We start from the raw sequence: 16,500 nt of genomic DNA on the forward strand, positions 1-16,500 counted from the left end.
TCACACTCCCCCTTATAAAAACTCGCGCAGGTCGCGCTTCTCGATGCGGCGGACCAGGTCTTTGATCTCTTGGTCGCGCTCTTTGTCGGCGACGAGGATCGAGCGATCTGATTGCACGATCAACAAGTCGCGCACGCCGATGGTCGCGATCAGCAGGTCTTCGCTCTCGATGATGCACTTGCGGGTGTCGATGCCCACATGCAAGCCGTTGACGATGTTGCCGGAGTTGTCTTGTTGCAAGAACCGCTCCACCGAACGCCAAGACCCGACGTCGTCCCACGCGAAGTCGGCGGGGATGACCGCGACGTTCGGCGCTTTTTCCATAATCGCGTAGTCGACGGAGAGTTTTTCCAACTTGCCGTACGTTTCCCGAATGACGTCGCGCTCCTCCGGCGTACCCAGATGATCATAGATAAATGAGAGCTGTTGATACATCTCCGGCATGTGCTTGCGGTACGCTTGCAAGATCGTCTGCACCTTCCACACGAACATGCCGGAGTTCCAGAGGTATTTGCCGGATTGCAGGAAGCGCAGCGCACGGTCGAAGTCCGGCTTCTCCGTGAATTCTGCAACATGGTACGAGCGGCGTCCGTTGTCGTTGACGAGCAAGCGGTCCATCTTGATGTAGCCGTATCCCGTCTTGGGCTCTGTGGGACGAATGCCGAATGTGACCAGCATTTTGTGATTGCGGGCGAACTCGGCCGCCCAAGACATGCAACGGCGAAAGTCTTGCTCGGAGCCGATGAAGTGGTCGGACGGCAGAACGGCCATCACCGCTTCAGGGTCGCGCCGGGCGAGTTTGATTGCGGCGAGTCCAATCCCGGCCGCTGTCTCTCGGGCCTCCGGTTCGATGATCAAGTTGTCGGACGGCAGGTCGGGCAATTGCTCTTGGATTTTGTCGTAGTAGCGGTCGTTGGTCACCACGTAGATGCAATCTTGACGAATCAGCGGACGAACACGTTGGGCCGTGGTTTGCAGGAGGCTTTTGTCGCCGAAGATTTGCAAGAACTGCTTCGGGTTGGCCGAGGAGCTCTTGGGCCAGAATCGACTCCCCACTCCACCAGCCAAGATCACGGCATACAGCATGTGGGTGTCCCTCCTTTCGCACTCCTTGAACCGCTTAGGACCATGTGATGCTGTCGGCGCCGTAGAGAATCGGTCGGCGCGTCTGCCCTTGGATCACCGCCTGTTCCAGCCGCTCGGCGAAGACGTCGGCGCTTTTTTTGAAGCGCGAATATTGCGAGATGTGACGGTATGCGGAGTGCGGGAACGTCATGTACGCGTCGAGGACGACGATGTCCTGCTCGCTGAGTTGCCCCGTCTCGGCATAGGAATCCACAAACAGGCGCGCCATGTCGTCTTCGCCTTTTTCAATCAGACCGTGCGCGAATTTTGCCACATCGTAGAGCGGCAAATCGGCAATCGCATCGTCGATGTGCATCGTGGCCACTCGACCCTCCATCGAAATGCGCAGATCGCTCAGTCGGTAGTCGCCCACGGCGAACTCGGCTTCTTGCTCGGCACGGCGGGCCGATTCCTCGTACTTGCCTGCCGTTAATCCCTCGACGGCGCGGGCGATCTGTTCGGAGATCCAGCTGTAGTGTTCGAGAAAGGAGTCTTGCAGCGTGTTGCGTTGGCGATGTTCGCTCCATTGCCCGTGCCGTTGCTCAAGTTCGTGGCCCGCTTGGGTGAAGCGTTGCAACCAGGTTCCGTGACGCTTGGGCAACGCGACATCCTCAGGCAGTTGCAAGCCTCGGCACGCTTGGTGCAGATTCGCGAGGTTGCGCCCGACGATTCGCATGTCGAGTGGGAATACGTCCGGCGTCCGGCCTTCCCAATCGTCGGCGAGGGTGAAAATTTGCTCGCCCGCCCCAATCCACGATTCGCCGTAGAGGGAACGGATGTGTCGCGGGATGCGGCGGAATCCGTTTTTGGCGAGATGTTCCCAGAGGGCGTGCCGGCGTTTGACCACGTTTTCGTCCGTATCGATACGCAGGCGTTTGACGCCGCGGTCGCTGTCCACCAGGACGGTCTGGGGGTTGAGCGGCATGATCCCTCGGACACTCATGCCATATCGGGGTAGAACACTTTCCAGGATCACGTCTACTTGCGCACTGTCCATACGTCTCCCCTCCCTTTTCTTGCTGTAAGCCTATGCGTTTGTACCAACGAGTAGACGAAAAAACAGGCGGGACAACGGAGTGTCCGGCCTGTTTTTTCGTTAACGGCGTTTCGTGGGGATGTAGAGGACTTGACCGGTCTCCACTTCTTGGCGTGTCAGGCGGTTGGCCCGTTGCAAGTCGGAAGGCGTGGTGTTGTATTGTTCCGCGAGTTCATGCAGCGAGTCTTGCTCGTGAACGATGCGGAATTTCAGCGTGGTCTTGGTTTCTTTTTGACGCAGGAAGTTGCCCCAGACAGAATCGTGGGCGTCCTGCGGCGTGTACAGGGGTGCTGCGATGTTGCCACCGTTGTTCGAGACGATGGAATCGGACGACTCGATTTTATTCGAAGAGTTCGCACCGTTGTTCGACACGATGGAGCCAAGCGTGTTGCTCTCACGGGTCAGTTGCGCCGATTCGGTGTAGCCTGCGTCCACGACTTCGGGTGCTTCCGGTTGGGTACGGGAGTCGCCGAGCAGGGACGAGAGTTTGAGCGAGTTGCCCGTGCTCTCCGAAATCAACGACTTGCTGCCGACCGACAGTTTCGGGCCGCTTTGCTTGACGTGCGGCTCGACCACTTCGGGAGCGGCGGCGATGATTTCTTGCGGGGGAACTTCGTCTTCGAACTCATACGTTGCTTCTACCGTTTCCTCCACGACTTCGAGGACCGGGCGTTCCGTTTCTTCCTCCTGCGCTTCAAACGGCTCCGGAGCATCGAATGTATCTTCCAACTCCGTCAATTGCTCGGTGCGAGCGTCCTCGACGACGAATGCGTCTGCATCCTCATCATACGGGCTCGGAGTGCCGTGGCTTGAGACGATGCGATTGTAAGCTTCGTGGTACGCATCGGCCGTTGCGCCTCCCGACGAAGAAGAGGACGGAGTTCCGGACGACGACGGCACTTCTTCTTGCGGTCTTGAGCCTTGGAACTTGCTGTATTGATCGAACGCGCGGTCGTACACTTCACGATATTGATCCGCTTCGTACGCATGGTTTTGATCGGGGTCCGCGTATGGATTGAGGAATTGATTGGCGTAAGGCGACTGAGCTTGTTCGAAGAGGCTCCGTTGCAAATCTTCGAAGTTCGAGACTTGCAAGTGCTCCATCACTTCACGAGAAGCTTCCGCGAAGTCGACATTTTGCAATTCCGGATACTGGCGCTGCGCCTGCTCGAACATCGCCTGTGCTTGGTTGAACAGATCCTGTTCTTGAAGCGGCAACCCGTTCGGGAACGCCTGCTCCACCGCGTTCAGCTCTTTCGCCCAGTCGGTCTCTGCATCCGGCATCGGGAACACAAGTCGCGGGTCCGGCGTGAACAGAATCACGTCTTCCTCATCTTCTTCGGCTTGCTCCTCGTCCTCATGACGATCGGCGTCGTACTCCGCTTCTGCCGTATGGGCATCCGGTGCGGGGGACTCGATCAGCCAATCATCTTCGGATGCCGGCTCTTCGACCACATCGAGGCTTTGGCGATAATTCGATGCCCACGCGTTGTCAAACGGAGCGTCGAACTCCTCGTCATCCGACACGGCAGGCGGCACGAGTGTGCGCGACTCCTCCTGTTCGAGCAGGTTGTCGAGGCTGGAAGCGGGCTTGACTCCCTCTTCCTGTGTGCCGCAACGGAACACATAGCCCTCCTGACCGGACAGTCCTTGCAAGACCAACTCCGCGCGCAGGTGGATGGTGTCTTCGCCCAGCACATGGACGTTCCATTGCCCGATCTTGGGATTCACGTACAGCGAGCCGGACTCGCGTTGGTGAACTTCCTGCGCCGTCACCGGCACTTGCAGCAAGAAAGGCAAACGATGATGGAACGGCAAGACCGGCGCTTCCGGCACGTCCGCCCCGGCATCGAACACATCTCGATCTTCAAACGCATCCGGCAGCGGCACGTCGCCCTCGTCTTCTTGGCGGAAAAATCCGCTGAACGAAAGCGCACCGCGCAACACATACAGATCGTCTTCTACATCAAACCCCGTAATCTCCGTTGCAACCGTCTCGTCTTCTACTTCCTCATGGCCGCGCACGCCTTCTATCGTGACCTGCTGGTCAACATGAATCCGAATCGACGGTTTGTTTTCTGCTTCCGCCACTCGCAGTCCCTCCTTCGTTCACTAACGTCACGTTCATATCTATGAAACTGCCTGTACCCATATGACCCCATGTGACAAAAAAAGATGTGCCCGGGATCGTCCCGAGCACATCTTGTTAGTTGTAGAAGAAAAAAGTTTAGTTAGACGACTTGCCGAGTTCCAAGTTGCCGGAGGAGGAATCGATTTTGACCAACGGTGCGCTGTCCGTGGCGTTGTTCGCCGCCGCAATCACGTGATCGTCGCCGTCCTTTTTTTGCGAAGAGAGCGGGAAGTTCAGCTTCACGCTGTCGGCCGATTTCGTGACGGAATCGAGACGGAACACCGACGCTTCCGGCAGATAGAGCGCCGTGTTGCCGGAGTGCGTTTCGATGGAGATGTCCTTTTTGACCTCTGCCATCGAGACTTTTACGTCACCGGAATGAGTCAAGATCGTGCCTTTGCCGGTCATTTGATCCAACGTCATGTTGCCGGAATGCGCGGTCAGGTTGAAATCGTCCCCTTGGAAGCCATGCACAACAACGTCGCCGGAGGAGGTGTCCACCGTAAACTTCTTGGCTTGGAACGCATCCATTTCGATGTCGCCGGAATGCTCTTCGACTTTGATGCCTTCGTACATTTTCTTCGGCACTTGTACGTCCAGTTTTATCGAACCGCCCTTGTAATCCATGAAGGAAGTCGGGATCTTGGAGACGATCACCAGTTGCGACCCGTTAACGGAAGCGTTCAACAATTCCGCTTTGTCATCGTCCTTGGCGTTCTCGCTGAGCGTGCCTTTGACCGTGGCGACGATCTTGTCCCCGTCTGACGGAATCAGATGCACGTCGATCGAGTGCGATTCGATCGAGATGTTTTGGATGTCTTTGCCGTCAAACGACTTCTCTTGGGAGATCGGCGCTTGTTTGCCTTGGAACACGCCCGCGTCGCACCCCGTCAGACCTCCCGCCATCACGATCATTGCCAGTCCCATCATCCACATTGCTGTCTTACGCTTCATAGATACCCTTCCCCTTTACAAGCTTCACATTGTAAGCCAAGTATTTGACAAACCATCTGTACATCCATTTCGTGAGCCAGATCAACCCGCGGCCCATATACCAACCGACGACCGTCATCACCAACGCAAACACCAGTTGGAGCCAGTCAGCTCCGCTCGTCGGCACGCCATTCATATAGAGAGCGACCAACGGGGAGAGAATCAACGCGCCTGCCGCCGCGTACAGCCCAGCCAAGCCGCCAAGCAATCCGAAGAACGGCCCCGCCAAGATCAGCAGATTGACCAGTCCAAGGCCTGCCGCCACGAAGATCGCGTGGAACAGTTTCGTAAAGGAAACCTCGTGTTGCACTTGCTCGATCAACGTCGTCGCCCGAATCTCTTTGGCGAGCGCTTTCGGGTTGCCAAGCGAGAGGGCGATGCCCGCTTCGTCGCGGCCGTCTGCCAGAGCCATCGCGAAGTGTTCCCGGTATTCGGCGAGGATTTCCTCGCGTTCTTCGCGATCCAGACCTTTCAATTCAGCTTCCAGCGTTTTCAGAAAAGTATCCTTAGTCATGGCGTTCCCCTCGCACAATGGAATTTACGCGACCCACGAAGTCGTCCCACTCTCGTATCAGTTCATCCCGGTAGCGTTTGCCACCCTCGGTCAAACGATAATATTTGCGCGGCGGACCTTCTTGCGATTCCACCAAGTATGTCGTGAAGTAGCCTTCCTTCGTAAGCCGACGCAAGAGAGGATAGATCGTTCCCTCGGAAATTTCGATGTACTTGGAGATGCTGTTCACCAGTTCATAGCCGTAGAGGTCTTCTCCCCCGACTAAAACGAGAACACACAACTCAAGCACGCCCTTTTTAAATTGTATATTTTCCATGTTCTCTAATCAACTCTCCTTTCTGTGAGACGATTTACTTGTCAAATGCACTCCTTGTGGTTTATTATAACACCAGCTACCTTGCAATGAAAGGTACTGTACGAAAAAAATTCCGGTACCTTTTTTGAACCAGAAATGAGGTGAACCTAAGAATTCGACAAAAAAGAAGAAATTTTTACATCGCAGAAGGAAAGGCTCAACCGAAAGTAGAAATACAAACAGGGCATCTTGTTAATCAGACTTGTCTACCTAAATTAGTTATGAGAGAAGGAGTGAACTAGGTAGTGACCCATTTAACACGTTTCTCATTGCGCAACCCGATCGTCGTGTTTATCTTGGTGTTGCTGATCATCGTGGGAGGGGTATTCTCCACGTCCAAGCTCAACCAAGAGATGATGCCGGACGTATCGCCGGCAGCGATCTACGTCAACGTGGTCTGGCCGGGTGCTTCTGCGCAAGAAGCCCTCAATTCCGTGACCAAGCCGCTCGAGAGAGCGCTCAATAATGTAGAAGGTGTTCAAAAGCTCACTTCGAGCACTTCGGACTCGGTTTCCTTCATCCGTCTGGAGTTCGACCTCGGCGTTGACCGCGAACTCAAGAAGACCAAAGTCGAAGAAGCCGTCGCATCCGTTAAACTGCCGTCTACGGCGCAGGCTCCGAACATCATCAAGGGCGGTTCCAACACCGTGCCGATCCTCTTCTCGTCGCTGGTTCCCAAGGACGGCGTCTCTATGGAAGACTTCGAAAAGGAAGTCGTCGACCACGTCCTCCCGGCGATGAAGTCGGTCTCCGGCGTCGCAGCCGTAGATGCACAGGGTCTCAACAACTCCAAGATCGTCATCGCGGTCGACCCGGAGAAGTTGAAGGACCAGAAAGTCACCTACCAGCAAGTTCAGCAACTCCTGCAAGCTCAGAACGTCAACGCACCGCTTGGGCAGCTCACGTTGAACAAAATGGACGAAACCGTCACGCTCAACGGTGCCCTCGCGTCTCTCGATGACATCTCCAACCTGACGCTGCGTCCGAACCTCAAGCTCAAAGACGTGGCAAACGTACAAAACATCACCTCCGCCGAAACGATCACCACCGTCGGCGACAAGTCCGGCATCGCGATCTCGCTAATGAAAAACGCAGACGCCAACACCGTCGAAGTCGTGCAAGCGCTCAAAGACGAGATGGCGAAGTACGACAAAGTCGAAATGAAAGTCATCTGGGACTCTTCCGAACAAGTTTCGGAATCGGTGTTCTCGATGGTCCGTGAAGGCGGCCTCGGTGCTGTGTTCGCAGCGCTGTTGATTCTCTTGTTCCTGCGCAACTTCCGCGCCACGATCATCTCCGTCGTTTCGATCCCGCTGTCGATCTTGATCACTCTGATCTTGCTTCAACAGTTCCACATCGCGCTGAACCTCATGTCGCTCGCCGGGATGATCGTCGCAACCGGCCGCGTCGTCGACGACTCCATCGTCGTCATCGAGAACATCATGCGCCGCCTGCAAAAAGAACCGATGAGCTTCGACTTGATCGTCGATTCGATCAAGGAAGTTGTCAAAGCGATCACCTCCTCGACGCTTACGACCGTCGCGGTCTTCGCACCGCTGGGTGCCGTGTCCGGTATGATCGGGATCGTCTTCGGCCCGTTCGCGCTGACCGTCGTGTTCTGCTTGATCGCTTCCCTCCTCGTCTCCGTCACCGTGGTCCCGATGCTTTCGTACCTGATGATGAAGAAATTCGGCTCCGCTTCCCATGACGAGCACGAAGGCGGTCTGGCCGTTCGTTACAAAAAAGCTCTGCAATGGTCCCTGAACCACAAAAAAACCGTTCTGCTCGCCGCACTCGTGCTGCTGGTTGGCTCGGCTCCGCTGGCGATGACCGCCGGCTTCACGTTCCTGCCGTCTGAGCAGAACAAAGTCGTCGGCCTGACCCTCACCCTGCCGCGCGGCACGGAATTGGCAGAAATCCAATCGTTCTCCAAGAGCATTGACGAAAAACTCCGCGCAGACTCTCGCGTTGAAACTTCGCAGTTGACCGTCGGCGCTCCGAAAGGCAACGGCAAGGAAGCAAGTGTCACCAACGTCGCGAACTGGATGGTTCTGCTCAAGAACGGCACCGACATCGTGAAGTTTATCGATGAGAAGAAACAAGACCTGAAAGTGAACCGCGACTTCACCACGCTTGAACTGTACCAAATCCCGAACGCTGCCAACGGTGCCGACGTACAAATCGTCGTAAACGGCCCGACCAAAGACTCGATCAAAAAAGCGGCTGAGAAAATCACCGAAGTCGTCAAAGGTATCGAAGGCACCGAAAACGTCAAGAACAACCTGCAAGAAGGCATCAAGGGCGTCGAAGTCAAAGTCCGCCATGACGATGCACTCGCGCATGGCATGACCTCCGGCCAAGCGTATCAGATGATCAACCCGTATCTGACCGATTCCAAAGTCGGCACGATCACGACAGACAATGCCCAAGAAGACCTGTACATGCAACTCAAACCGAGCAACGGCATCACCAACCTCGACGCCATCGCAAACCTCGAACTGATGGATGCGACAGGCAAAGTGTTCAAAATCAAAGACATCGCCGATGTCAATGAAGTGGACCAACCGGGCGCTCTGCAATTGCTCAACGGCAACGAATACGCTTCCGTCTCCGCCGGCATCCTCGGCGAAGACAAATCCAGCACCTCTTCTGCGATCAAGGACGCTCTGAAAACCGTCCAACTCGAAGACGGCGCTTCCTACTCGCTGGGCGGCTCCAACCAACAGATCGCCGACATGATCAAAGACATGATCATGGCGTTCCTGATCGCAATCGGTGCCGTCTACATCGTACTGGTCGTCACCTTCGCAGAAGGCAAAGCACCGTTTGCGATTCTGTTCTCCATCCCGTTCGCTTTGATCGGTTCTCTGCTTGGCATCAAGCTCTCCGGTCAACCGATCTCGCTGCCGAGTATGATCGGCTTCCTGATGCTGATCGGGATCGTCGTCACCAACGCAATCGTCCTCCTCGACCGTGCGAAACAGCAGATGGCCAAGGGCGAATCGATTCGCGATGCACTGATCTCGGCGGGCGGCGTTCGTCTGCGTCCGATCTTGATGACCGCAATCGCCACGATGTGCGCGATCTTGCCGCTCACCATCGGCTTTGGCTCTTCGATGGTCATCTCGCAAGGTCTGGCTGTCGTCGTTATGGGTGGTTTGATCTCCTCGACCTTCCTCACCCTGTTCATCGTCCCGATCATGTTCGAAATCCTGCACCGCAAACAGGTGAAGGCAGAACGCACCGGGAAAGCAAACTTGAAAACTGTGCAAGCCTAAGAAAAAAGCACCGGCCGCAAGCGGCTCGGTGCTTTTTTTTGTCTATTCGAGGGCATCGAAGAGTCCTAATGCCGCTACGATGTCGATCTCGTCGGTCGAGAGAGTGTCGATCTCGGCAAGGGCTTGGTTCGGGTTGTCGGCGACGGCGCGCAAGATGTTGCCGTATTGCTCGGCGAGCAGGCGCACCGTCTCTTCTTCGAAGAGGTCGGAATTGTACTCGAACGTACACCAGATCGTGTCGTCGCTCGTGCGAATTGAGAGCGAGATGTCGAACTTCACAGCTTGGTGGTCGATCAGCTCGTACTCCATCTCCAGTCCTGTCAGTTGGATCGGCGCGACCGTTTTGTTCAAGTTGAACATCACTTGGAAGACCGGCGTATGGCCCGGCACGCGCTCCGGTTGGACGGCGTCGAGCACCATCTCAAACGGCACGTCTTGGTGTTCGAAGCCTTCCATCGTACGCTCCCGCACCTGTTGGAGCAGGTCGCGGAAACTCATCTCAGCCGTGACGTGGCTACGCAGAGCCAGCGAGTTGATGAACGCCCCGATGGAGCCGTGGATCTCGGACGAACCACGCCCGGAGATCGGGAAGCCGACGATGATGTCTTCCAGCGCAGTGTAGCGGTAGAGCAGGGTTTGGAACGCGGCCATCATCGTGACGAACAGCGTGACTTCCTCGCGTCGACTCATCTCGTTGACAGCCTCCGGCAAGCCGTCGGTCAAGAATAAGTTGTAGTGCCGCCCCGTGTACGTGCGCACGCCAGGGCGCGGGTGGTCGATTGGCAACTCCAACACCGGGAACGGTCGTTGGAGTTTTTTCTGCCAATAGGAGACTTGCTTTTGGATGCGTTCTTCCGTGAGGTAGTCGCGTTGCCAAGCGGCGTAGTCGATGACTTGTACGGGTACTGGCGGGAGTGAGATCGTGCCGCCGCGTTTCAACGTTTCGTACATCGTGGCCACTTCCTGTACGAACACCCCTGTGGACCAACCGTCGAAGATGATGTGATGGACGGCGACGACCCAGAGATGCTCGTCCGTGCGCATACGCAACAGTCGGGTGCGGATCAGCGGAAGTTCATGCAATTGGAACGGAGTGCTGCACGTTTCCACGGCGAGTCGTTGTTCCTCCACTTGTTTGTCCCCTTCCGGCATGTGGGAGAGGTCGACGAGCGGGATTGGCAGATGGAGAGCAGGGGCCACCCGTTGAACGGGGTGCCCCTCCTCTTTGGTATGAACGGTCGTGCGCAAAGCTTCATGACGCTTGATGCATGCGTTGAGGCTTTGTTCCAACAAGGCAGGGTCGAGGTCTCCACGGAAGCGGACGCCCACCGGGATGATGTAGGCGGCGTTGCCCGGTTCCAATTGGTCGGCCCACCACATGCGGGTCTGCGTGTAGGACAGTTCGTACTCGTCACGGTCCCGCGAGACGGTCGGGATCGAAACCGACCCCTCGTCTGCAGTTTGTTGCTTTTTCAAGAGTTGTTTTTCGAGAAGCTCACGTTGTTTCGGAGAGAGCGAGGCGAGACGGGCGAGCAGTTTGTCATTCATCTTCGCTCACCGTCGTTGCAGCCGCTTCAAGCAGGGCGGCCATCTCTTCTTCGCTCATGTCTCCCAGTTCTGCGAGCAGGTCCGCAACTTCTTCATCTTGAGAGAGTTCGAGGTTGGAAACCATCTGCTCGTGGAGCGAGTCTGCCAGTTCGGAGATCGTCGGGCCTTTGAGCAGTTCGACGACGGCGAGTTTGACGTTGAGGCCTTTTTCCAACGAGACGCGCAATTCGATGGCGAGCATGGAGTCAAGTCCCAACGAGTTCAGCGGTTGGTCGGACGTCAACGACGAGCGGTTCAGACGCATGACATGGGCGACCACGTCTTGGAGATGGTCTTCGAGCAGGGTCAGGCGGTCGCTTTCTTCGGCTTCCTTCCAAGTTTCGAGGAAGTTGATGCCGTCGTTGTTTTGTTGCCCGTTGGACGCTTCTTGATCAGCGGCGGCGATGTCGAGGATCATCGCCGGCGCGAGGCCGCCCGGGTAGTTGTGTTGCGCGACCACCGACCAGTTTGCGATGCAGACCAGCACGTTCGGCTTGGAGCCGAGCAACAGGTTGCCGTACGCGTTCAGGCCTTTTTCCGGCGAGAATTGGTACATGCCGCGACGCTCGAAGAATTCGATCAGGTCGAGCTTGGTCGCCATGCCCACTTCCGCCCAAGGACCCCAGTTGATGGAGAGAGCCGGCAAACCTTGTGCTTGGCGGTGGTACGCGAGGGCGTCGAGGAAGGCGTTGCCCGCCGAGTAGTTCCCTTGGCCCGGCGAGACGATTTGTGCTGCCAGCGACGAGAACAGGACGAAGAAGTCGAGTTCACGGTCTTTGAAGTAGTTGTGCAGGTTCCAAGACCCGAAGATCTTCGGATGCAGGACGTTGCTGAGGTCTTCCAGTTCCATTTGCAACAGGGTTTGCGGGAATGCCACACCTGCGGAGTGAACGACGCCGCGGATCGCCGGCCAGCCCTCTGCTTCGTAGGCCGCCAGTTGAGCGAACAGGTCGTCGCGGTTGGAAACGTCGCACCCGATGACGGTGATGGAGGCACCCAGCGCTTCCAGTTCACGGACGGCGGCAATGCGCTCGCCCAGTTTGGACGTCGGGTCGATGTCCGACCACGTGGAGCGCGGCGGCAGTGCTTCACGGCCCGAGAGGACGATGCGGCGAGCGCCTTGTTCAATCGACCAACGGGCAACTTGGATGCCTAAGCCTCCGAGACCGCCGGTGATCAGGTAGGATGCGTCCGGACGGAACTTCGGCGGAATCGGCAGGGTCAGATCGCCGCAGTCTTGGACGCGGACGACGTAGCGAACGCCGCGACGGAAGCCGATTTGGTCCTCGATGGTTTTGTTCAGGAGTTCGTGGAGAATTTGCTCGGCCTCTACAGCCGGGTTGACCTCAGTCGCATCGAGGTCGAGGATTCCGCCCCAGATGTCCGTGTGCTCTTGGTGACCGAGCACGCGGGCCAGACCCCACAGCGGAGCTTGGGCGACCTGCAGGCGTTCTTGGGTGTGAAGCACCGGTTGCGCGCCGCGGGTGACCAGCCAGAGCAGCGGGTTTTGTTTCAAGGTGCCTTGTGCCAGTTGCTTCGTGAGCAAGAGAACGCTCGCACAGCCGAAGTCTTCCGCTTGGCGCAGGTCGGCAATCGTCGCGTCATCGCCGGAGACCGCATCGAGGCTCCAGAGGTGAACAACGCCCTTGCAAATCGGTTGAGTTTGCGCCCATTGGATCAGTTGTTGGTAGGATGATTTGTCGGTCGGGTTCAGGCTGGCGTTGCCGTCCAAGATTGCGAATTCGTCACCACGGGTAATGCGCAGGACGCTGTCGCCCTTGGCTTTGAGTTGCTCGGAAAGCGCATCTGCAACGCCTTGGCCGTCTGCGAAGACCATCCACATCCCTGCCGTTTGCGGGGTTGCTTCCACCTCGTTGCGCTCTTGCTCGGACCAAACCAGTTCCGAGTAGGAAATATTGCCGCCGCCACCCGCCGATTCGTCGCGCAGAGAGCGGGCTTCGCACTTGCTGATGTCGAGGATGAGGTTCCCGTCTTCATCGAGCAATTGGATGTCGCCGGCGAGGAGCATGTTCGTTTGGTCGGTGATGCGAGCATGAATCCACATTTTTTTCGTGAGTTTCGCGTGGCGCAGGTAGGCGCGGCGCAGAGCGGTCGGCATGTAGACGGAGCTCTCGTCATCGCGGAACGGAAGCGCTGCTGCGAGCACTTGGAAGCAGAGGTCAAGCATCGCCGGGTGCAAGTAGAAGTCATCGACTTCGCCTTGGAGGAGGTCGTGGATCTCGACTTGAGCGAGCGCTTCGTTCTCCCCTTGCCACAATTGGTGGATGCCTTGGAACGTCGGCCCGTACTCAAGACCCAGTGTACGGAAGTGCTGGTAGCACTTCTCCTTCGGAATTTCGTGGGTGATGCGCGCTTGCAGGGCGGTGAGGTCCGGGTTGCCGATCGGGAAGCGGTTGATCGGACGATAGTAGCCTTCTGCATGGTTCGTCCAATCACCCTCTTGCGCGCCCGGACGGTAGACGCCGACGAATCCGGTGGTGCTGTCGAGATGGACTTGCAGTTTGACCGTTTCGTCTTCGCCAATGAACAGAGCTTTTTTGAATTCAATGTCGAGAACTTCGACAGCCGGTTTGCCCTCGCCGATCGACTTCATGACGGTGGCCGTCATCATTTCCGCATAGCCGGCACCCGGATAGACAATCGAGTTCTGGATGCGATGGTCGCCGATCCAATGCAGTTGGTGCAAGTCGATGTCCGTTTCAAAGCGCGGGTGCGGAGCGCGCAACGTCTTGCCGAGCAGCGGGTGGATGTTTTCGCCGAGGCGGTCGAGGCGGGAGCGCTCCGATTCGTGCCAGCACTTCTCGCGTTGCCACGGGTAGGTCGGGAGTTTGACGCGGTTGCCTTGCGGGAAGAACGCTTGCCAATTCAATCCGATACCTTGGGTGTAAAGCCCGCCGAGCGCTTCCAGAAGTTGTGGAAGTTCCGGTTCGTTGCGGCGAAGCGAGGTCAGCGTAACGCCTTGTTTGTCCGCCACAGTCAGGCATTCGCGGATCGACGAAGCCAAGACCGGATGCGGCCCAATCTCGACGAAGACGCGGTAGCCGTCTTCGATCATCTGCGCCATCGCATCGGCGAAGAAGACCGGCTCCCGATTGTTGCGCCACCAGTAGTTCGTGTCGAGTTCCGGCCCGGTGATGAAGCCTCCTGTTACGGTCGAGTAGAGCGGGAACGCCGTGTCTTGCAGTTCGACAGTGCCCATCGATTCGTAGAACTCGCCCTTGAGCGGTTCCAAGTAATGGCTGTGGTACGGGACTTTGCCGTTCAGGAAGCGGCAGAAGACTTGTTGCTCCTGCAAGGGCTCCACGATTTTTTCCAACGCTTCCGGATCGCCGACGAGCGTGACGGAGCTCGGAGAGTTGATCGCGGCAAACGAAACGCGGTCTTCGTAGCCTGCCATCGCTTGCTTTGCTTGCTCGGCCGGGAGACCGATCGCGACGAGTCGGCCTTGGCCGGTCGTTTTTTGTTGGAGGCGGGAACGGTGGTAGATGACGCGCACCGCTTCGTCCAGCGTCATGGAACCCGCTTCGTATGCAGAAGCAACTTCGCCCGCGCTGTGTCCGATGATCGCGTCAGGCTTGATGCCCCACGAACGGTAGAGCGAGGTCAGCGCGACTTGGATCAGGAAGTTCGCCGGTTGGGCGACTTCGGTTTCGATCATGCGCGACTCCTCTTCGGATTTCAGCATTTCGTCAAGCAAGGACCAGCCGGAGAGGGCTTTGAACTTGGCGTCGATCTGTTCGGCGACGGCGCGGAAGATCGGCTCTTGTTGCAAGAGCTGGTGGCCCATCGCCCACCATTGCGGACCCATGCCGGTGTAGACGAACGCCATCTTCGGCGCGCCGCCGTGCGGGACGCTGCCAATCGTCAAGCCCGGAGCGGACTCCCCTGCTTGGAAGGTCGCGAGTTTGTCGATCAATTCCTGCTTGGAAGAAGCAACGACTGCAAGACGGGACCCGTGGAGCGCGCGGTGGTTCGTCAGCGTGTAGCCGAGGTCCGTGAGCGAGACGTCGGTTTTTTCCAAATGGTCTTGGATCTTGCTGGCGAAAGCGGCGACCGCCTTCTCATTGCGAGCGGTGAGCGGAACGAGGACAGGCTTCGTCACTTCGCTGTGCTCGACAGGCTGACGTGCTGCAATCGCCGATTCTGCGTCTTGGAGCACGGCGTGTGCGTTCGTGCCGCCGAATCCAAAGGAGTTGACCCCTGCCAAGCGCGGCAGACCGTGCGTGTCCGGCCATGCCGTGTGGGTGAGCGGCACAACCATTTTCATTGCGTCGAAGTCGATTTTCGGGTTGACGTTTTGCAGGTGCAGGTGGGCGGGAATCTCGCCGTTTTTCAAGCAGAGTGCGGTCTTGATCAAGCCCGCCACCCCTGCGGCTGCTTCGGTATGACCGAAGTTGGTTTTCACAGACGCGATGTAGCAAGGACGGTCTGCGGAACGGCCCTCTTGCAACACGGTGCCCAGTGCGTTGGCTTCGATCGGGTCGCCGACCGGAGTGCCGGTGCCGTGCGCTTCGAGGTATTGAATTTCGTGCGGTTGTACGCCGGCGCGCGCAAGAGCTTCACGTACGAGTTCCTGCTGAGCGTCGCCGCTGGGAACGGTCAAGCCTTCGCTGTGACCGTCTTGGTTGCAAGCAGTGCCGCGAATCAGAGCGTAGATGTCATCGCCGTCTGCCAGCGCTTGCTCGAACGGTTTCAGGACGACGACACCCGCACCTTCGCCGCGGACGTAGCCGTTGGCGCTGTCATCGAACGTTTTGGAGCGGCCTGTCGGAGAGAGCATGCCCGCTTTGGATTCGGCGATGGTGATGTTCGGTTTGACCATGACGTTGACGCCGCCGACGACGGCGAGGTCGGTTTCTCCGCCGAGCAAGCTTTGCACAGCGAGGTGAACGGCTACCATCGAGGAGGAGCACGCCGTATCAACGGCGACAGAAGGCCCGCGGAAGTCGAACACGTAGGACAGGCGGTTGGCGAGCAACGTCATCATCGCGCCGGTCGCGGTGTGCGACTCGATCACGTCTTGGTTGCTGTCTGCAAATTGCAGCGCTTGCCAGTCCAGAGTGAAGCCCCCCATGAAGACGCCGGTACGGGTGCCGGCGAGGCGTTCCACCACCATGCCGGCATCCTCCAACGCTTCATACGTCGTCTCCATCAAGAGGCGCTGTTGCGGGTCGAGCAGTGCCGCTTCGCGCGGCGAGATGCCGAAGAACGAAGCATCAAATTGATCGACCCCGTCTACGAAGCCGCCCCACTTGGTGTAGGTTTTGCCCTGTGTCGAACGGTTCGGGTTGAAAAAGTGCTTGCCCCAGCGGTCGGACGGAACTTCTGTGATCGCGTCCACGCCGTTTTTCAAGAGCTGCCAGAAGCTTTCAGGGCCGGTCACTCCACCGGGGAACCGACATCCGATCCCGACGATTGCAATCATGTCACGGTTTTGAGCTGCTTTCAAAAAACTCTCCT

Annotated in this window: 9 protein-coding genes; 1 reads left to right on the plus strand and 8 read right to left on the minus strand. The window is 57.5% G+C overall.

Annotation, left to right across the window (positions count from 1 at the left end):
- Positions 1-12 precede the first annotated feature (12 nt).
- From JJB07_RS10525 to JJB07_RS10550, 6 genes are all read right to left on the minus strand, one after another.
- On the minus strand, positions 13-1,086 hold the full coding sequence (locus JJB07_RS10525) for a mannose-1-phosphate guanylyltransferase (RefSeq protein ID WP_201634748.1): 1,074 nt from the start codon (positions 1,084-1,086) through the stop codon (positions 13-15).
- 34 nt (positions 1,087-1,120) lie between these two features.
- On the minus strand, positions 1,121-2,122 hold the full coding sequence (locus tag JJB07_RS10530; RefSeq protein WP_201634750.1) for a protein kinase family protein: 1,002 nt from the start codon (positions 2,120-2,122) through the stop codon (positions 1,121-1,123).
- Positions 2,123-2,221: 99 nt separating this feature from the next.
- Positions 2,222-4,252 (minus strand): LysM peptidoglycan-binding domain-containing protein, encoded by a 2,031-nt coding sequence (locus tag JJB07_RS24400; protein ID WP_201634752.1) that lies wholly within the window; start codon positions 4,250-4,252, stop codon positions 2,222-2,224.
- Positions 4,253-4,388: 136 nt separating this feature from the next.
- Positions 4,389-5,246: a DUF4097 family beta strand repeat-containing protein gene (locus JJB07_RS10540; RefSeq protein ID WP_201634754.1), complete on the minus strand. Its 858-nt coding sequence runs from the start codon at positions 5,244-5,246 to the stop codon at positions 4,389-4,391.
- Positions 5,236-5,799, minus strand: a complete 564-nt coding sequence (locus JJB07_RS10545; protein WP_201634756.1) for a DUF1700 domain-containing protein — start codon at positions 5,797-5,799, stop codon at positions 5,236-5,238. The genes JJB07_RS10540 and JJB07_RS10545 overlap by 11 nt, the downstream gene beginning before the upstream one ends.
- A complete protein-coding gene (locus JJB07_RS10550; protein WP_201634758.1) occupies positions 5,792-6,115 on the minus strand; it encodes a PadR family transcriptional regulator in 324 nt (107 codons plus the stop codon). Before JJB07_RS10550 ends, JJB07_RS10545 begins: the two co-directional genes overlap by 8 nt.
- 284 nt (positions 6,116-6,399) lie before the next feature.
- Between JJB07_RS10550 and JJB07_RS10555 the strand changes: the two genes are divergently transcribed.
- Positions 6,400-9,432: an efflux RND transporter permease subunit gene (locus JJB07_RS10555; protein ID WP_201634760.1), complete on the plus strand. Its 3,033-nt coding sequence runs from the start codon at positions 6,400-6,402 to the stop codon at positions 9,430-9,432.
- 42 nt (positions 9,433-9,474) lie between these two features.
- On the opposite strand, the gene JJB07_RS10560 is transcribed toward JJB07_RS10555, so the two are convergent.
- On the minus strand, positions 9,475-10,980 hold the full coding sequence (locus JJB07_RS10560) for a condensation domain-containing protein (protein ID WP_201634762.1): 1,506 nt from the start codon (positions 10,978-10,980) through the stop codon (positions 9,475-9,477).
- Positions 10,973-16,489 (minus strand): type I polyketide synthase, encoded by a 5,517-nt coding sequence (locus JJB07_RS10565; protein WP_236588008.1) that lies wholly within the window; start codon positions 16,487-16,489, stop codon positions 10,973-10,975. Before JJB07_RS10565 ends, JJB07_RS10560 begins: the two co-directional genes overlap by 8 nt.
- Positions 16,490-16,500 lie beyond the last annotated feature (11 nt).

Source organism: Tumebacillus amylolyticus, assembly GCF_016722965.1.
GTDB lineage: Bacteria > Bacillota > Bacilli > Tumebacillales > Tumebacillaceae > Tumebacillus > Tumebacillus amylolyticus.